At 69.5% G+C, this 18,478-nt stretch carries 14 protein-coding genes and 1 pseudogene; 8 read left to right on the top strand and 7 right to left on the bottom strand.

Annotation, left to right across the window (positions count from 1 at the left end; all coding sequences use genetic code 11):
* Positions 1-109: 109 nt before the first annotated feature.
* From ACWDMM_RS21060 to ACWDMM_RS21070, 3 genes are all read left to right on the top strand, one after another.
* The gene (locus ACWDMM_RS21060; protein ID WP_357109570.1) at positions 110-637 is read left to right on the top strand and encodes a DinB family protein; all 528 of its coding nucleotides are present in this window, start codon (positions 110-112) and stop codon (positions 635-637) included.
* Between the two features lie 4 nt (positions 638-641).
* On the top strand, positions 642-983 hold the full coding sequence (locus tag ACWDMM_RS21065; RefSeq protein ID WP_039797319.1) for a DUF1844 domain-containing protein: 342 nt from the start codon (positions 642-644) through the stop codon (positions 981-983).
* Positions 984-1,184: 201 nt separating this feature from the next.
* Positions 1,185-1,895 carry an alpha/beta fold hydrolase gene (locus tag ACWDMM_RS21070; protein ID WP_195082777.1) on the top strand — a complete coding sequence of 237 codons (711 nt, stop codon included), beginning with the start codon at positions 1,185-1,187 and terminating at the stop codon, positions 1,893-1,895.
* Between the two features lie 47 nt (positions 1,896-1,942).
* On the opposite strand, the gene uvrA is transcribed toward ACWDMM_RS21070, so the two are convergent.
* Positions 1,943-4,894 carry an excinuclease ABC subunit UvrA gene (gene uvrA / locus ACWDMM_RS21075; RefSeq protein ID WP_195082776.1) on the bottom strand — a complete coding sequence of 984 codons (2,952 nt, stop codon included), beginning with the start codon at positions 4,892-4,894 and terminating at the stop codon, positions 1,943-1,945.
* Positions 4,895-5,257: 363 nt separating this feature from the next.
* Between uvrA and ACWDMM_RS21080 the strand changes: the two genes are divergently transcribed.
* Complete coding sequence (locus ACWDMM_RS21080; protein ID WP_195082775.1) at positions 5,258-6,814, top strand: sensor histidine kinase; 1,557 nt, start codon at positions 5,258-5,260, stop codon at positions 6,812-6,814.
* Positions 6,815-6,817: 3 nt separating this feature from the next.
* Here ACWDMM_RS21080 and ACWDMM_RS21085 read toward each other — a convergent pair whose 3' ends face one another.
* A complete protein-coding gene (locus ACWDMM_RS21085; RefSeq protein ID WP_323124485.1) occupies positions 6,818-7,600 on the bottom strand; it encodes a sigma 54 modulation/S30EA ribosomal C-terminal domain-containing protein in 783 nt (260 codons plus the stop codon).
* Positions 7,601-7,752: 152 nt separating this feature from the next.
* Positions 7,753-8,895: a beta-ketoacyl synthase N-terminal-like domain-containing protein gene (locus ACWDMM_RS21090; RefSeq protein WP_195082844.1), complete on the bottom strand. Its 1,143-nt coding sequence runs from the start codon at positions 8,893-8,895 to the stop codon at positions 7,753-7,755.
* Positions 8,896-9,176: 281 nt separating this feature from the next.
* On the opposite strand from ACWDMM_RS21090, the gene ACWDMM_RS21095 reads away from it, so the two are divergent.
* From ACWDMM_RS21095 to ACWDMM_RS21105, 3 genes and pseudogenes are all read left to right on the top strand, one after another.
* Positions 9,177-10,526, top strand: coding sequence for a diguanylate cyclase domain-containing protein (locus ACWDMM_RS21095; RefSeq protein ID WP_195082774.1), 1,350 nt, complete (start codon positions 9,177-9,179; stop codon positions 10,524-10,526).
* Between the two features lie 7 nt (positions 10,527-10,533).
* Positions 10,534-10,818: pseudogene (locus ACWDMM_RS21100) on the top strand (antibiotic biosynthesis monooxygenase family protein); the annotation flags it as partial.
* A 171-nt stretch (positions 10,819-10,989) separates the two neighbouring features.
* Complete coding sequence (locus tag ACWDMM_RS21105; protein ID WP_195082772.1) at positions 10,990-13,287, top strand: HelD family protein; 2,298 nt, start codon at positions 10,990-10,992, stop codon at positions 13,285-13,287.
* Positions 13,288-13,369: 82 nt separating this feature from the next.
* Here ACWDMM_RS21105 and ACWDMM_RS21110 read toward each other — a convergent pair whose 3' ends face one another.
* From ACWDMM_RS21110 to ACWDMM_RS21120, 3 genes are all read right to left on the bottom strand, one after another.
* Entirely contained in the window at positions 13,370-13,822 is a 453-nt protein-coding gene (locus ACWDMM_RS21110) for a universal stress protein (protein ID WP_067808321.1), read from the bottom strand.
* 488 nt (positions 13,823-14,310) lie between these two features.
* Positions 14,311-14,724, bottom strand: a complete 414-nt coding sequence (locus tag ACWDMM_RS21115; RefSeq protein WP_195082771.1) for a DoxX family protein — start codon at positions 14,722-14,724, stop codon at positions 14,311-14,313.
* A gap of 28 nt (positions 14,725-14,752) precedes the next feature.
* Entirely contained in the window at positions 14,753-15,652 is a 900-nt protein-coding gene (locus ACWDMM_RS21120; RefSeq protein WP_195082770.1) for a DUF6597 domain-containing transcriptional factor, read from the bottom strand.
* 52 nt (positions 15,653-15,704) lie between these two features.
* Between ACWDMM_RS21120 and ACWDMM_RS21125 the strand changes: the two genes are divergently transcribed.
* Positions 15,705-16,175 carry a VOC family protein gene (locus ACWDMM_RS21125; RefSeq protein ID WP_195082769.1) on the top strand — a complete coding sequence of 157 codons (471 nt, stop codon included), beginning with the start codon at positions 15,705-15,707 and terminating at the stop codon, positions 16,173-16,175.
* Positions 16,176-16,240: 65 nt separating this feature from the next.
* Here the strand turns inward: ACWDMM_RS21125 and uvrB are convergent, their stop codons facing one another.
* Entirely contained in the window at positions 16,241-18,430 is a 2,190-nt protein-coding gene (gene uvrB / locus ACWDMM_RS21130) for an excinuclease ABC subunit UvrB (RefSeq protein ID WP_323124486.1), read from the bottom strand.
* Between the last annotated feature and the right edge of the window lie 48 nt (positions 18,431-18,478).

The raw sequence follows: 18,478 nt of genomic DNA on the forward strand, positions 1-18,478 counted from the left end.
GGCAAGCCCGGGGCGGTCGTCAGCGGAGAGTCTAACATTCCGTTCGGCTATCGCCGAATCGGGTCGAAAATCCCTTGCCCGGTCATCTTCGGCGTGCCACGCTCCCCCGGTGCTCACACCACGCCGCGACCTGCTGCGATGGCAGTTCGACCTGACCTGGTCACTCGCCGGGATCCACCTCGACACGCTCACACCGGAGGATTTCCTCTGGGAACCCGCCCAGCCCACCTGGACGGTACGCCCAGACGCCGACGGCGTATGGCGGCCGGACTGGGCCGACGTTGAGCCCCACCCGATCCCTGTACCGACGATCGGGTGGCTGACCTGGCACATCGGCTGGTGGTGGGGCACGGCCATCGACCACGTCGAGGGTGTCACCCCGCCCGCACGAGAGGACGTGCACTGGCCCGGTGACGGCTCCGCGGCCGTCGCCTGCCTGCGGGAGCTGCACATCGAATGGGAGCGGGTCCTCGACGGGCTCGACGAGGCCGATCTGGATCGGCCCTCCGCCTATCCGTGGCCCGCCGACGCTGGGTTGACCATCGCCCATCTGGCGGGCTGGGTGAACACGGAGCTGACGAAGAACATCGCGGAGATCGGCCACCTCCGGATGCTCCGGGCGGCGTCGCTAGCCTGAAGGCATGACTGACGAGCTCGACGCCTCCGTACGCGAACTGGCCGACATCCCCGCGGTCGAGGTGATCAGCCGCGCCGCCGTGATGCTGATGAGTTCGGCGGCGGAGAAACTCGGGCTCGCCGACGAGGACCCCGACACCAGCCCGCGCCGCGATCTGGACGAGGCGCGCCGGGTGATCACCGCACTGGCCGGACTCGTGACCGCCTCGGTGGAGTACCTGGGTCCGCACGCCGGACCGATCCGCGAGGGCTTGCAGTCGCTGCAACGCGCCTTCCGTGAGTCCTCCGCGCATCCCGACGAGCCGGGCAAGGGACCGGGCGAGAAGTACACCGGTCCGGTCTACTGATTCGCCGCCGCACGCGGTCGGCCGTGGCACGCGGAACAGCGCGCCGCGCCGGACTGCTGAGCGGCTCGCTCGGGCAGCTCGCGGCGACCCACGCGACCAGCGCTTCAGAAAATTCCGAAGCGCGTCCGGAATTGTGAGCGAAACACCTTCGGAGACAGCGAAGTTTAGGAAATTTCCCAACGGGTAGGGCACAGTGAGCCCATGGCTACTCGGATTCTTCTCGCTCCCGGATTCTGGCTCGGTGCGTGGGCGTGGGACGAGGTCGCACCCGATCTGCGGCGGCGCGGCAACGAGGTGGTGGCGCTCACGCTGCCCGGTCTCGACGAAACCGATCCGGACCGGTTGTCGGCCACTCTGGAGACGCAGGCGCAAGCCGTCATCGACGCCGTGCCGCCGGGCGAGACGGTGGTGCTCGTCGCGCACTCCGGCGGCGCGGCGCCCGCCTATCTGGCCATCGACCGCGCGCCCGAGCTGTTCCGCCGGGCGATCTACGTCGACAGCGCGCCGCTGCCCAACGGCTTCGTCATCAACTCGGCCCTCGACGTGGCCGCGCGCGAGTGGACCCTGCCGCAATGGCCGGAACTGGAGGCAGCGGGCAACAGCTTGGCGGGCCTGGACGAGGCGGCCTTGGCACGATTCCGGGAGCGGGCCGTGCCGGAGCCCGCGTCCGTCGCGGCGGCCCCGCTGCGGTTGAGCGATTCGGACGCGCGCCTTTCGGTCCCGGCCACCGTGATCTGCAGCAGCATGACCGCCGATCTGGTCAAGAAGCTGCGCGACAACGGTGAAGCCCCCATCTTCGCCGAACTGGCCCGCATCGACGCGGAGTACGTCGACCTGCCGACCGGGCACTGGCCGATGTGGTCCAAGCCGAAGGAACTGGCCGAACTGATCCACACCATCGCCAACCGCTGAGCACGAAGCGGCGCGGTCCTGGGACCACGCCGCTTCGGACGAAAAGATCAGCCGACCGCCGCGGCCTTCTTCGCCGGCCGCTTTGCGGCCTTGGCCGCGGCTTTCTTCGCCGGAGCCTTCTTCGCGGGACTCTGCGGCGCGGGCGGCTGGTCGAGCACTTCTTTGAGGAACTGGCCGGTGTAGCTGTGCGCGACGGCCGCGACCTCCTCCGGCGTGCCCTCCGCCACCACGGTACCGCCGCCGGAGCCGCCCTCGGGCCCCATGTCGATCACCCAGTCGGAGGTCTTGATGACGTCCAGGTTGTGCTCGATGACGATCACGGTGTTGCCCTTGTCCACCAAGCCGTTGATGACGTTGAGCAGCTTGCGAATGTCCTCGAAGTGCAGACCGGTGGTCGGTTCGTCGAGGATGTAGACCGTGCGGCCGGTGGACCGCTTCTGCAGCTCGGCGGCGAGCTTCACCCGCTGGGCCTCGCCACCGGACAGGGTGGGAGCGCTCTGACCGAGGCGCACGTAACCGAGCCCGACGTCCACCAGGGTCTTGAGGTAGCGGTGGATCGAGGTGACCGGTTCGAAGAACTCGGCCGCCTCCTCGATGGACATGTCCAGCACCTCGGCGATGGTCTTGCCCTTGTAGTGCACCTCGAGGGTTTCGCGGTTGTAGCGGGCGCCGTGGCACACCTCGCAGGGCACGTAGACGTCCGGCAGGAAGTTCATCTCGATCTTCAGCGTGCCGTCGCCGGAGCAGGCCTCACAGCGACCGCCCTTGACGTTGAACGAGAACCGGCCCGGCTGGTACCCGCGCACCTTCGCCTCGGTGGTGGCCGCGAACAGCGTGCGGATCTTGTCGAACACGCCGGTGTAGGTGGCCGGGTTCGACCGCGGCGTGCGGCCGATCGGCGATTGGTCCACCTGCACCAATTTGTCCAGATGGTCGAGCCCGTTGACCCGGGTGTGCCTGCCCGGCACCTGCCGCGCGCCGTTGAGCCGGTTCGCCAGCACCGTCGCCAGGATGTCGTTGACCAGGGTCGACTTGCCGGACCCGGAGACGCCGGTCACCGAGGTGAGCACCCCGAGCGGGAAGGCGACGTCGATGCCCTTGAGGTTGTGCTCGCTGGCTCCGACGACGGTGAGCTGCCGTTTCTTGGTGACCGGGCGGCGCACCAGCGGCACCTCGATGCGCTCGCGGCCCGACAGATACGCCCCGGTGAGCGAGTTCGGATCGGTGAGCAATTCTTCGTAGGGCCCGCTGTGCACCACCGTGCCGCCGTGCTCGCCGGCGAACGGGCCGATGTCGACCACCCAGTCCGAGGCGCGGATGGTGTCCTCGTCGTGCTCGACCACGATGAGCGTGTTGCCCAGGTTGCGCAGCCGGGTGAGGGTTTCGATGAGCCTGCGATTGTCCCGCTGGTGCAGGCCGATGGACGGCTCGTCGAGCACGTACAGCACGCCGACCAGGCCGGATCCGATCTGGGTTGCGAGCCGGATGCGCTGCGCCTCACCGCCGGAGAGGGTGGCGGCCGCGCGCGACAGCGTGAGGTACTCCAGGCCGACGTCGAGCAGGAAGCCCAGCCGCGCCTGCACCTCCTTCAGCACCTGCCCGGCGATCGCCGCCTCGCGCTCGCCCAGGGTGAGCGAGTTCAGGAACGCCGAGCACTCGCCGATGGACAGGTCGCTGACGTCGGCGATGGACTTCTTGTCGCCATTCGCGGCGATGGTGACGGCGAGGATCTCCGGGCGCAGCCGGGCGCCGTTGCACACCGGGCACGGAATGTCGCGCATGTACCCGTCGTAGTGCTCTTTCATCTGCTCGGACTCGGTGTTCTCCATGCGCCGCTGCAGGAACGGCATCACGCCCTCGAAGTCCGCGTAGTACGAGCGCTTACGGCCGTAGCGGTTGGTGTAGGAGACGTGCACCTGGTCGGCGCTGCCCTCCAGCACGGCCTTGCGCGCCTTGAGCGGCAGATCCTGCCACGGGGTGTCCATGGAGAAGCCGATGGCATCGGCGAGGCCGGACAGCAGCCTGGTGAAGTACTCGGCGGTCTGGCCGCGCGACCACGGCGCGATGGCGCCGTCGTTCAGGCTCAGCGCCGGGTCGGGCACCACCAGCTCCGGGTCGACCTCCTTGCGGATGCCGAGGCCGGTGCAGTCGGGGCAGGCGCCGTAGGGCGAGTTGAACGAGAACGAGCGCGGTTCCAGATCCTCGATGTCGAGCGGGTGGCCGTTCGGGCAGGCCAGGCGCTCGGAGAAGCGGCGCTCCCGGTCGTGCGCGTGCTCGTCGCGATCGACGAAGTCGAGCACAACGATGCCGTCGGCCAGCCGCAGCGCGGTCTCGATCGAATCGGTCAGGCGCTGCTTGGAACTCGGCTTGACCGCCAGCCGGTCGACGACGACCTCGACGTCGTGCTTCTCCTGCTTCTTCAGCTTCGGCGGATCGGTGAGCGGATACACCACGCCGTCCACCCGCACGCGGGAGTAGCCCTGGGTGTTGAGCTGGTCGAAAAGGTCGACGAACTCGCCCTTGCGGGTGCGCACCACCGGCGCGAGCACCTGGAAGCGGATGCCCTCCTCCATGGCCAGCACCTGATCGACGATCTGCTGCGGCGTCTGCTTGGCGATGAGTTCGCCGCAGACCGGGCAGTGCGGCGTGCCCGCTCGCGCGTAGAGCAGCCGCAGATAGTCGTAGACCTCGGTGATGGTGCCGACGGTCGAGCGCGGATTGCGGTTGGTCGATTTCTGGTCGATGGACACCGCGGGCGACAAGCCCTCGATGAAGTCGACGTCGGGCTTGTCCATCTGACCGAGGAACTGCCGCGCGTACGCCGACAGCGACTCGACGTAGCGCCGCTGCCCCTCCGCGAAGATCGTGTCGAAGGCCAGGCTGGACTTGCCGGAGCCGGACAGGCCGGTGAACACGATGAGGCTGTCGCGGGGCAGGTCGAGATCGACCCCCTTCAGGTTGTGCTCCCGAGCTCCGCGCACAGTGAGGCGTTCCGCCACAGGCCGTCCCTTCTCCTTCGTGTTCGACGTCCAGACATACCCCCGGCCGCCATGCTAGGCATGGGCACCGACAAGTTTCGCGGACCGCCCGTCACCTGGACGAATGACGGGAACCCCGGCGGCAGGACGTTACGGATGAGCCGGGAAACAGGCCAGGACGCCTCCGTAGCATCGCCCTCCCGGCACCACTGGTCAACAGCACGACGTCAACCGGCATTCCCCTGATCTCCGCCGTCACAGCACAGCACACCGGAACGCCACCGCCGGCCGGGCGACCGCTCGGCGCAAGTGGGCCACGCGCGCACCGGCCCGCGTCTACACTGAGCCCGCTGTGCGCCACCCACCGGCCTCCCCCACTCTCCTATGACGCCCCTCGCCTCGCACCTCCCGGCAACGGTGCTCGACACCCTGCGCGCCCTGCTGCGGACCGCCACCCACCTGGTCGCCGCCCGCTACGGCGCGCTCGGCGTCCGCGGACACGACGACCGGCTGGTCGAATTCCTCTTCCAGGGCGTCGACGACGCGATGCCCGCCCACATCGGGCGCTCCCCCGAAGGACACGGCGTCCTCGGGTTGCTGCTCGCGCACCCGCACCCGATCCGGCTGGACGATCTGTCGGAACATCCGGCGGCCGTCGGCTTTCCCGCCGGCCATCCGCCGATGGGCAGTTTCCTCGGCGTCCCGGTGCGGGTCGGCGAGGAGATCTTCGGCAATCTCTACCTCACCGAGAAGACGGGAGGACAGCCGTTCACCGAGGACGACGAGGCCATCGTGCTCGCCATGGCCGCCGCGGCAGGCATCGCCATCGAGAACGCCAGGCTGTACGAAGCCGCGCGGACCAGGCAGGCGTGGATCGAGGCGACGCGCGACATCGCGACGGAGTTCCTCGCGGGCACGGCGCCGGACCTGGTGCTCGCGCAGGTGGTGGCCCGCGCCCGCGCGCTGACCGGTTCGCAGCAGGCGCTGCTGGCCGTGGTGCCGTCGGCGACCCCGCCCGATGAGGCCACCGAACTCGTCGTGGCGCATTGGTTCGGTCCTGGACCGGGGCCGCGGCGGGTGCGTATCGCCGGTACCGCCACCGGCACGGCGTTCACCCGGCACGCTCCGGTGCCGGTGCCCGACGCCGGAGCGGTCGATCTCGGCGCCGCGGTCGGCGCGGCGGGGCCCGCGCTCGTGCTTCCGCTGCGGACCGCGGATCTGGCCCTCGGCGTGCTGATCCTGGTGCGGCCGCCCGCGTCTGCCCCGTACCCCGGCGAACTGGTGGAACTGACCGCCGCGTTCACCGATCAGGCGGCGCTGGCCATGCAACTGGCCGAGACCCAGCGCAGGATGCGCGAACTCGACGTGCTCGCCGACCGCGACCGCATCGCGCGCGACCTGCACGACCATGTCGTGCAGCGGCTGTTCGCGGTGGGGCTCGGGTTGCGGGCCACCGCGGCGCGCACCACAGATCCCGAAGTGCGGCAACGGCTTTCGGCGGAGATGGACGGTCTGCATGAGGTCGTGCACGAGATCCGCACGTCGATCTTCGACCTGCACGGCGGCGACCCGCTGCGCAGACGGCTCGAGGACGCGATCCGCCAGCAGACCGCCGACGGCGCGTTCCGGACCAGCGTGCGGTTCTCCGGACCGCTGTCGGTGGTCGGCGCGGCGCTGGCCGACCACGCCGAAGCCGTGGTGCGCGAATCGGTCAGCAACGCGGTGCGTCATTCCGGCGGGAACCGGCTCGCCGTCGAGATCACCGTCGGCGACGAGCTGACCGTGCTCGTCGAGGACAACGGCGCGGGGCTGCCCGCGCAGGTGACACCGAGCGGCCTGGCCAACCTCGCGCAGCGCGCGAGCATGTCCGACGGCCGCTGCACGGTGGAGCGGGCCGCGAGCGGCGGCACCAGGGTGCACTGGTCGGCACCGCTGGCCTGACGGTCAGGCGGGCACCACGATCGCCAGGTCGCCGTCGTGGCGCCGGTACAGCAGCGCACCGCGCCCGCTGCCGGGATCGGTACAGAACAGGAACGGCAATCCCCTGCGGCACAGGATGTGCGCGGCATCACCCGGGGCCAGGCAGGCCGCGGAATCCGCGTCGATCACGATCGGCGGATTGCCGCGCGCCCGTTCCGGCGACCGGATCGGCGGACAGGTCGCCCGCTGGCGGATGAGCCGCACGCCCGTCTCCGCCCAGTGCACCACCGCGTCCTCACCGGTCTCGGCGTCGGTGAACAGGTGAGCGTCGTAATCCATGGCGTCCAGCACCGCGACCGCCTCGGCGGGCGTGCACGCGGACAGGACGCACCGCTTGCGGCGAACGATCGGACGCGGCTCGCCGGCGCGCGCGAGCGGAGGGCGGGCCGGATCGGGCCAGCTCCGAGTCTCGCCCGCGGCCAGGCGGGCCAATCGGCGGTCGAGCCGCTCGGCGGCGAAGGTCACCGCGAACCCGCGCGGCCCGGTGACCTGCACGCGGGTGACCGACTCCAGGTGGTGGACGTCGACCTGCACCACCATCGGCGCCTCCGGATCGGGCGGCGCGCCGAGCCGCACCCGGGCGGGCGCGTCCAGATGATGCCTGCGCAGGACCCGGGTGACGGCGCGCACCGCCCGCGTGACGTCCATGGCGGACACTTCCCCTCGCGTCGTGACCGCCACCTCCGGTCCCGCGGCCGTCGTCCACTCGTCCGACGCGAATCGCAGCCCCGATGAAACCATCTGCATTGCCCCGCCTTCCAGATCGATTCGTCCCCTCCCATGCCAGCACCGGGGCGCTGCCGCGAACAGGGCCGAAAGTCCCCATCGCGCGAAAAACACTGGAAACACGCCGGATTCGGACGCGGCCGGGACCGAACGCGAAGGCATCGCGGCCACGATCACGCGGCGGCGAGCACCACCGCGGAATTGTTGCCGCCCATGCCGAGGGACAGCTTCACGGTGATGCCGCCCTCGAACGGCGCGGGGCCGTCCAGCAACCGCGGATGCGCGGGCGCGACGATCGGGGCCGCGGGCACGATGCCACGCTCGTAGCCCAGCGCGGCGGCCGCGATCTCGACGGCGGCCGCCGCGCCCTGGCAGTGGCCCGCCAGCGGCTTCAGCGCGTAGATGTGCGGGCGGTCGTCGAACACGTGCTCGAGCAGATGGTGTTCGGCCACGTCGCACTGGCGGGTTCCGGTGCCGTGCGCGTTGAAATAGCGCACGTCCGCGGCGGTGACCTGCGCGGCGGCGAGCGCGCGGCGAGCGCAATCGATGATCTGCTCGTGCGTCGGGTCGACCGACACCACGTGATAGGCGTCGTTGGACATGGCGCCGCCGAGCACCGCGGCATAGGGCCGATCCGCCGAACGGGTCAGCACGAACGCCACCGAGGCCTCGCCCATGCTGAACCCGCGGCTGCCCTCCTGGAAGGGCCTGCAGGCGTCCAGCGGTTCGGCGTCGGCGACCGCGGCGCCGAGCCGCACGAAACTGTCCAGCATGTCCGGCGTCGCGGACAGGTCGGTCGCCACGAAGAGCACGTCGTCGGCCATGCCCGCGTCCAGCCAGAGTTTCGCCGTGACGAGCGCGACATTGGCGGAGCTGCAGGCGGCGGAGATGTTCATCGCCGGGCCGTGGAAGCCGAATTCCTGCATCAGCATCGAGACCGGCGTGGACGGCAACAACCGCAGGTAGTCCCTCGACCGGCGGCGACCCCCGTCGACGAGATAGAAGTCGCGCCAGTCCGCCACGTCGCCGAGCACGATGGCGTGCAGCAGGCCGACGGTGCGGCCGGGTCGCCAGCCCCGCTCGCGGGCGTCGGCGACCGCTTCTCGCGCCGCCTCGTGCACGGCCCGGCCGTACCGGCTCGCGCTCAACTCGGCGTCCCCGCCGTCGGGAACCAGCGCGACCCACGCGTCCTCGTCGCGGCCGGGACCGTAGCCGGGTTGCAGCGCCGCCGCCGACTTGCCGCTGAGCAAGCCGTCCCACAGTCGTTCACGTCCCCATCCGTAGCCGGTGATCGCGCCGATCCCGGCGATGGTCATGTGATCTGGGGACCGCCGCGGATCGGCGCGGAACCGCGTGGCGGTGTTCGGGTCGGGCCCCGGCATGTATCGCTCTCCTTCACCGGCTCACCGGCCGGGCGGGACCGTCTGCCCCGCCTCGACGCAGAAACCGGTTTCTGCCATGATCGCCGGATCCGGCCCGAGAACGTGCCAGTACTGTGATCGAAGCAATAGCGTGGAGGATGTGATCTTGTCCACGTCGATACCAGAATAATCCCGTGTTCCAATGGCCATAATGGGGTCGATGATCGGGGGTTCGAGTGGGTGACGACAAGCTGGCCGCCGCGGTCGACGCCGCCGAACAGCTGGCCGCGCGCTACCGCTCTCTGGTCGAGCACACTCCGGACGGGATCTGCGTGCACGAGCGCGGCCGGGTGGTCTACGTCAACCCGGCCACCGTCCGGATGCTCGCCGCGGAGGACGCCGAGGAGATCATCGGCCGTCCGCTGACCGACTTCGTCCATCCCGCCTCCGTGCCCGCGATGCTCGACCGCATCAGCACCCTCACCACCGCAGGCGCGGCCTCGGTGCCGACCGAGATGACCTTGATGCGGGTGGACGGCGGCACCGTCCCGGTGGAGACGGTGTCGGTGCTGACCGCCTGGCACGACCACCTCGCCTATCAGGTGGTCATCCACGACCTCACCGCCCAGCGCCACGCCGAGGCCGCGCAGCGCAGGGCCGAGCACTACTTCACCACGGTGGTGTCCCAACTGGAGGAGGGCGTCGTGGTGATCGATCCGGAGGGCCGGATCGAGTCGATGAACCCGGCGGCCAAGCGCATCTTCGGCACCGAGGGACCCGACGGCATGGTCATCGGGCGCACGATCCAGTCGCTGCCGCTGGTGCTGCTGGACGCGAACGCCCAGCCGCTGCCGCCGAGCCGCCATCCGGTGGCGCGCACGCTGGCCACGGGCGAGACCATCACCGGCTATGTCTTCGGCGTCGACCGGGTGGACGGCCAGCGGCGCTGGCTGTCGGGCAGCAGCCGCCTGCTGAATCCGGGCGACCCGCGCTCGTCGGCGGTGTCCTCGTTCGCCGACATCACCGAATTCCGCGCCAGCAGAAGACAATTGGAATATCAGGCCACGCACGACTCGCTCACCGGCCTGGCCAATCGCTCGCTGATCCTGTCCCAGCTGGCCGCCGCGCTGGCCAGCACCGAGGAACTGCTGCCGGTGTCCACCGTGCTGTTCATCGACCTGGACGGGTTCAAGGCGATCAACGACACGCTCGGGCACGCCATCGGCGACACCGTGCTGCAGATCGTCGCCCAGCGCTTGCAGCGCGCGTTGCGCGGCGACGACATCGTCGGCAGGCTCGGCGGCGACGAGTTCCTGGTCCTGCTGTCCGGCCGCACCCGCCGCGTCGACATCGAGGCGCTGATGAACCGACTACGCTCCACCATGGCCGAGCCGATCATCGCGCGCGGGCACCGGATCGAGGTGAACGCCTCGATCGGCGTCACCGAACTCGAGGTGGGCGATCGGCGCAGCCCGGAAGCGGTGCTGCACGACGCAGACCTGGCGATGTACCGGGCGAAGCCGCCGGGGCGGCGGGAAGGCACCGTCACCAAGGGCCGCAGGCCCAACAGCACCCACGCGTCCTGAGCCCGCCGTGATCATCGAGCACGTACTGCTGCCGGTTCGCCCCGAACTCGCCGCCGATTTCGAAGCCGCCTTCGCCGCGGCGCGGCCGCTCATCGCGGGCATGCCCGGCTTCCGATCGCTGTCGCTGGCGCGCGGTGTCGAGTCGCCTGGCCGCTATCTGCTGCGCGTGGAATGGGAGAAGCTCGACGATCACGTCGTCGGATTCCGCGGCTCGCCGGAATATCAGCGCTGGAAGGACCTGCTGCACCACTTCTACGACCCGTTCCCGGTGGTCGAGCACTTCGCACCGGTGCAGCTCACCCCGCCCGCCGACCGAGTCCCCACCCCGGAGCCGGGGGCCTCACCTGCGGTTACGGCGAGCCCGTCGCAACCCCAGTAGACTCGACAACTCTGCTTTCCATGCGTGCACCCGCCCGGTCCCGGCGGCGTGCTCGCGCCTGTTCGCGGTGACAAGGAGTTCAGTTTGCCCGACCTCACTCAGGACCGTGCCGCAGGCGGCGGCGCCCCCGAGCGGACCCGCGAAACCGAGCAGGAGCAGGCCTACCTGTCGGTACTGTACGAGCGGCTCGACGAGATGCGCGACTACGCGCGCAACCGGCTGCGCACCGTGCTGCTGGAAACCGGCGGCACCCCGCAGGCCCGCAGCGAACGCGAGTCGTTCACCCAGCTCTACTCCGAGGACCTGGCGAAGTACGACGCCGCGGAGCACGGACTGTGTTTCGGACGCATCGACCTCGACGGGGAGCAGGACGAGTACCGCTACATCGGCAGGCTCGGCATCCTCGACGAGAAGGACGACTACGAGAGCCTGCTGCTGGACTGGCGGGCCCCGCTGGCGCGGCCGTTCTACCTGGCCACCACCGCCGCGCCGGACGGGGTGACCCGGCGCAGGCACATCCGCTCGCGCAACCGCAAGGTCACCGCGATCAACGACGAGTATCTCGATCTCGACGCCGCGCGCCGGGCGGGCGTCACCGACGCCGACGGCGGTGTCGGCAGCGAGAGCGCGCTGCTGTCCGCGCTCAACGCCGCGCGCACCGGCCACATGAACGACATCGTCGAGACCATCCAGCACGAGCAGGACGCGATCATCCGCTCCGAGCACAAGAGCGTGCTCGTGGTGCAGGGCGGGCCAGGCACCGGCAAGACCGCCGTGGCGCTGCACCGCGCGGCGTATCTGCTCTACACCTACCGGCAGCAGCTGGCCAAGAGCGGCGTGCTGATCATCGGTCCGAACGCCACCTTCCTCGACTACATCGGGCAGGTGCTGCCGTCACTCGGCGAGACCGGCGTGCTGCTGTCCACCATCGGCGATCTCTATCCCGGTGTGCGGGCCTCCCGCGAGGACTCGCTGCGCGCGGGTGAGATCAAGGGGGCGCTGACCATCCTCGAGGTGCTCAAGCAGGCAGTGCGCGACCGTCAGGAGGTGCCCGCCGAACCGATCCGGTTGAGCTTCGACGGGTATCCGGTGACGTTGGATCGCAAGATCGCCACCAAGGCCCGCGGCCGCGCGCGCTCCTCGCGCCGCCCGCACAATCTGGCCCGCCCGATCTTCGCCGCCTCGGTGATCGATGCGCTGACCGATCAGCTCGCCGCGACCATGGGCGCCGACCTCTCCGGCGGGCCGAGTCTGCTCAGTTCGGCCGATTTGACCGAGATCCGCGACGAGATGCGCGCCGACCCGCAGATCCAGGCCGCGATCGCGAAACTGTGGCCGATCCTGTCCCCGCAGGAGGTCTTGGCCGACCTGCTCGCCGACCCGAAACGGCTGGACCGGGCCGCGAGTTCGCTCGACCCGGCCGACCGCGCCGAACTGCTCCGGCCGGACGACGGCCGGTTCAGTCCGGCGGACGCGCCACTGCTGGACGAGCTGGCCGAACTGCTCGGCGTTGACGACACCGAGGAACGCGAACGCGCCCGGCGCCGCTGGCGCGCCCAGATCGCCGAGGCGCAGGACGCCCTCGACATCCTCACCGGCTCCGCGCCCCAGGATCTGGAGGACGACCTCGATCCCGAGATCCTGATGGCCTACGACCTGATCGACGCCAGCCAGCTGGCCGAACGCCAGGACTTCCGCGCCCGCCAGACCACCGCGGAGCGCGCCGCGGGCGATCGCACCTGGACCTACGGCCACGTGATCGTGGACGAGGCGCAGGAACTGTCGGAGATGGCCTGGCGGATGGTGATGCGGCGCATCCCGAACCGATGGGTCACCGTGGTCGGCGACGTGGCGCAGACCGGCGACCCGGCGGGCACGTCGTCGTGGCAGCGGATGCTGGAGCCCTATGTCGCCGCCCGGTGGAAGCTGACCGAGCTCACCGTCAACTACCGCACCCCCGCGGAGATCATGGACATCGCCGCCGACGTCCTCGCCGCCATCGATCCGGCGGCGACCGCGCCGCGCTCGGTCCGCGAGACCGGCGTCGCGCCGCGCGCGCACCGGGTCGAGCCCGGCGCCGTGCACGCGGAGGTCGCCCGGCTGGTCGCCGCCGAGACCGGACCGGGCACCACAGCGGTGATCGCGCCGCAGGCGCTGGTGGCCCAGCTGGCCGACCTCGCCGGGGAATCGGTGCGGGTGCTGACCGTGCACGAGGTGAAGGGCTTGGAGTTCGACGCGGTGTACCTGGTGGAACCGCAGGGCATCCTCGACGAATCGCCACGCGGACTCAACGATCTGTACGTCGCGCTGACCCGCGCCACCCAGCGGCTCGGCGTCGTGCACAGCGCGGATCTGCCGGGCGTGCTCTCCCGGCTGCGCTGAGAAGCGGAGGCATCGAACGACGAAGGCTCCGTGCGACAGCGCGATTCGCGATGCGGCACGGAGCCTTTCGGCCGAGGCGGGGTCAGCGCACGGTGTGCACGATCAGCACGTCGGAGCGCGACTTGCGCGCCACATCGGAGGGCACCGAGCCGAGCAGACGTCCGGCCAGGGTGTTCAGGCCCCGGTTACCGACGACCAGCAGGTCGGCGTCGACCTCCTTGACCAGCGACAGCAGCGATTCCACCGGCTCGCCCACGATGGCGCGCTCGACGATGTCGGCCGCGCCTGCCGCGATCGCCTTGTCCCTGGCGATGCGCAGGATCTCGTTGGTCGGCGCGGAACCGCGTACCTGGTAGGCCTCCTCCTTGAGTACGTCGGCCGCGGCGGCGACGTCGCGGTCGTCGGTCGGGTAGTACGCGCAGGCCACGACCAGGGTCGCGCCGGACACACCGGCAAGGGCCCCTGCCTTCTCGACGGCGACATACGACGAGTCCGAGCCATCGGTACCGACGACAATGGTCCGGTAGGCGGTCATGCTCTCCTCCAACTATGCGGTAGGTCGGGTGCCGCGGGCGGGTCGGTCCGGGTTCGGCCGGGCGTCGGCGCGGCGACTGCGCTCGACCATAGCGGCAATCGGTGTGGAAATTTCAGAAATCGCAAGACATCACACTCGGGGCCTGCGACCATTCCCGCGGCGGATTCGCCGAGGAATGCCGGAAAGGGCCGGACCAACCAGGGCATACGCAATTCCGGAGAACTAAACCTGTGATGTGCCACAACGGCATTCAACCGCTTTGCCGCCCTGGGATATTCATCACAGCGCCAGGTCCGTCACACGCGGATCGCCCTGCCCGGGGCGGGAATCGCACGGCGGGAACGCCACGATCGGGCCCGGCCCACCGTCCGGCCGAGGCCACTGCCGATCGTTTGCCCAGAATATGCCGAGAATCCCTCCGACGATGTCGCCGGCTTCTTCTTCCCGCGGTGAAAAGGGCCGCGCAATATCAGCTCGCGAGGTGCGGACTAGAGGTCGAAAAGCGGCCCGGTGATGGTCAATCCGAGTTCGTCGACGTGCGCGAAGAACGCGAACAGCATCAGCGAGGCGCCCGCAAGGGCGACGTCCTTGTTGAAATGGATCATCTCGCCCTGCCTGGTCTGCGGGTCGGACTCCTGCCAGAACCGGTGCATCACGAGCGCGGTCGGCAACAGCGCGACGACCAGCAGCAGCGAACCGAGGTCGGCCCAGATGCCCAGCAGCACGCTCAGGCCGCCCAAAAGAAACAGCACACCCGATCCGAACACGGCGGCCTTCGCCATCGGGACGCCTTTGCTCTGCGCATACCCCGCCATCGCCGCGGTCTGGGTGAAATGCCCCAGCGCGGAAGTCAGGAACAGCAGCGCGAACAACACCCGTCCGATCAACACCACGACGTCCATGTCCAGCTCCTTGTCGGCTGTCCGGCAACTACGCCCGCGTCGGGATGACCTTGGCGGTGACCTCGTTCCGGAGACGTAGCGAATTCTTGGCGTATTCCAGGGGTGCCATACCCACTTCCGCGGTGAACTCACGGGAGAAGTGGGCTTGGTCGAAATAGCCCAGTTCCGCGGCCAGCGCGGCGAGATCCTCGGTGCGGCCTTTCGCGAGCAGATCGGCGCCGTCCTGCAACCGATAACGCCGCAGCACCCATTTCGGCCCGGCTCCGACGTAGCGGCGGAACATGCGCTGCAGCGTGCGGGCGGGCACGTCGAACCGCTCGGCGATCTGGTCGACCCTGGTGAGTTCCTGGTCGGCGGCCATCGCGTCGATGACGCGCAGCACCAGCCGATAGGTCGGGTCCTCGACCGCGGGACGATCCGCGAGGTACTCCTCGACGACGCGGCGCCGCTCCTCGACGGTCGGCGCGTCCAGCACCCGTTCGGTCAAGCTTTCCGCGCCGGGCAGCACCTCGGCGACGGGTACGGCGCGATCGCGGAACGAGCCGACATCCAGGCCGGTGAACGCGCCGAACCCGCCCGCGCGGAAGCGGATGCCGAACGTCTCGCCGAGGCCGCTGAGTTCGCGGATGAATTTCGTGGTGGTCACGCCGTTGACGAAGCCGCCGGTGCGCGTCTCGGATCGCTCGAAGGTGACGTTCACACTCGGATAGGACAGGACCTCCGCCCGGTACGGCGGCCTGCCGCGCAGATCCCAGCCCACCGCCCAGTACCACTCGACGTAGCGGTCGACCGCGGGGCCCGGCGGTAAGCGGACTAGCCAGCGATGCCGCGCCTGCTCGTCCGGGTGCAGGATGCCCTTCGTGTCCGCGGGCGCGGGCGGATTGCGGGCCTGCGGCGGCTCGGCGGATGGTTCGGCGCTACTGGGCACGGTGTCGCTTTCTTACAAGACCCAGCGGCATGAACCGGCGAAAGTGGTGGCCATGACGAACACAGTGAATCCCATCGCCGACGGCTACCACTCGATCACCTGTTTCCTCGCGGTCGGCGACGGCAACAAAGCCATCGATTTCTACACCGCCGTTTTCGAGGCCGAGGTGATCACTCGCAACGACCTGCCCGACGGCCAGCCCGCGCACGCCGAACTGAAGATCGGCGACTCCACCCTGCAGTTGGGGATGCCCATCCCGGACAACGGCGTGCTGGCGCCGAACGGCGAGTGGGTGCACACCTCGATCGTGCACTACTGCCCCGACGTCGACGCGGTGGTGCGGCGCGCGGTCGAGCACGGCGCCCGCAAGGTCGAACAGCCGCAGACTTTCGTGACCGGCGACCGGTTCGGCGTGGTCATCGATCCCTTCGGTCACCGCTGGGCGGTGCTCACCAAGGTGGAGGACGTCTCGCGCGAAGAGGCCGAGCGCCGGGTGAACGAATGGCTGGCCACCCAAGCCTGACGGCCCGGCTGCCTCCGCGGCCGTTCGAGCAACGGCCCGCGGAGGCGGTGGCGCCGCGCGCCGGGTCAACTCAACCCGGCGGCGTCCATGCCGCGCAGTTCCTTCTTCAGATCCGCGATCTCGTCGCGCAACCGACCGGCGAGCTCGAACTGCAATTCCCGCGCCGCGTTCATCATCTGCGCGGTGAGTTCTTTGACCAGATCGGCGAGTTCGGCGCGCGGCATCGACTTGACGTCGCGGCCCTCGTACACACCCGCGCTCACCGCCCGTCCCGGCTCGCCTTGCGCGCGCCTGCCGCGGCTGGCGTTGCGACCGGAGCCGCCGACCTCCACCTCGGTCTCGTCGGCCTCGCGGTACACCTGATCGAGGATGTCGGCGATCTTCTTGCGCAGCGGCTTGGGATCGATGCCCATTTCCTCGTTGTAGGCGATCTGCTTCGCGCGGCGGCGCTCGGTCTCGTCGATGGCGAACTGCATCGAGTCGGTGATCTTGTCCGCGTACATGTGCACTTCGCCGGAGACGTTGCGCGCCGCGCGGCCGATCGTCTGGATCAGCGCGGTGGTGCTGCGGAGGAAGCCTTCCTTGTCCGCGTCCAGGATCGCCACCAGCGAGACTTCGGGCAGGTCGAGACCCTCACGCAGCAGGTTGATGCCCACCAGAACGTCGTATTCGCCGAGCCGCAGCTGCCGCAGCAGCTCGACGCGGCGCAATGTGTCGATCTCTGAGTGCAGGTAGCGCACCCGGACGCCGAGCCCGAGCAGGTAGTCGGTGAGGTCCTCGGCCATCTTCTTCGTCAGCGTGGTGACCAGCACCCGCTCGTCGCGCTCGGTGCGCTGCCTGATCTCGTGGATCAGATCGTCGATCTGCCCCTTCGTCGGCTTCACCACGACCTTCGGGTCGACCAAGCCGGTCGGCCGGATGACCTGCTCGACCACCTCGCCGCCGGTCTGCCCGAGTTCGTACGGACCCGGGGTGGCCGACAGGTACACCGTCTGCCCGATCCGGTCGGCGAATTCCTCCCAGGTCAGCGGCCGGTTGTCCACCGCGGACGGCAACCGGAAGCCGTATTCCACCAGGTTGCGCTTGCGCGACATGTCGCCCTCGTACATGCCGCCGATCTGCGGCACGGTGTTGTGCGACTCGTCGATGACGAGCAGGAAGTCCTCCGGGAAGTAGTCCAGCAGCGTCGCGGGCGCCGAACCGGGCGGGCGGCCGTCGATGTGGCGCGAGTAGTTCTCGATGCCGGAGCAGAACCCGACCTGACGGATCATCTCCAGGTCGTACTGGGTGCGCATGCGCAGCCGTTGCGCCTCGAGCAACTTGCCCTGGCGCTCCAGCTCGGCGAGCCGCTCCTCCAGCTCGGCCTCGATGTCGCGCACCGCGCGCTCCAGCCGCTCCGGACCCGCCACGTAGTGAGTGGCGGGGAAGATGCGCAGCATGTCCACTTGGCGGACCACGTCGCCGGTGAGCGGGTGCAGGTAGTACAGCGCCTCGATCTCGTCGCCGAAGAACTCGATGCGGACGGCGAGTTCCTCGTAGGACGGGATGATCTCCACGGTGTCGCCGCGCACCCGGAACGAACCGCGGGTGAACGCCATGTCGTTGCGGGTGTATTGCACGTCGACCAGCAGCCGCAGCAGCGCGTCCCGATCTATCTCGGTGCCGACCTGCAGCTGCACCGACCGATCGAGGTACGACTGCGGCGTGCCGAGGCCGTAGATGCACGACACCGACGCGACCACCACCACGTCGCGCCGGGACAGCAGGCTCGAGGTCGCCGAATGGCGCAACCGCTCGACGTCGTCGTTGATCGAGCTGTCCTTCTCGATATAGGTGTCGGTCTGCGCGATGTACGCCTCGGGTTGGTAGTAGTCGTAGTAGGAGACGAAGTACTCGACGGCGTTGTTCGGCAGCATCTCGCGCAGTTCGTTGGCCAGCTGGGCGGCGAGCGTCTTGTTCGGCGCCATCACCAGCGTCGGCCGCTGCAACCGCTCGATCAGCCAGGCCGTGGTGGCCGACTTGCCCGTACCGGTGGCGCCGAGCAGCACCACGTCGCGCTCCCCCGCTTTGATCCTGCGCTCCAGCTCGGCGATCGCGGCGGGCTGGTCGCCCGCGGGCTTGTGCTCGCTGACCACCTCGAACCGACCGCCGACGCGCTCGATCTCGCCGACCGGGCGGAACTCCGAGTGCGCGAGCGGCTGCTCGGCGGCCCGGTCCTCGAAGCCCTCCGCCGGAATCTCGGTTGCGAATGCCATGCTCACCAGCGTAGGCCCACCCACCGACAGGTTCGGCGGGGACGACGG

This window comes from Nocardia sp. NPDC003726 (assembly GCF_053586955.1).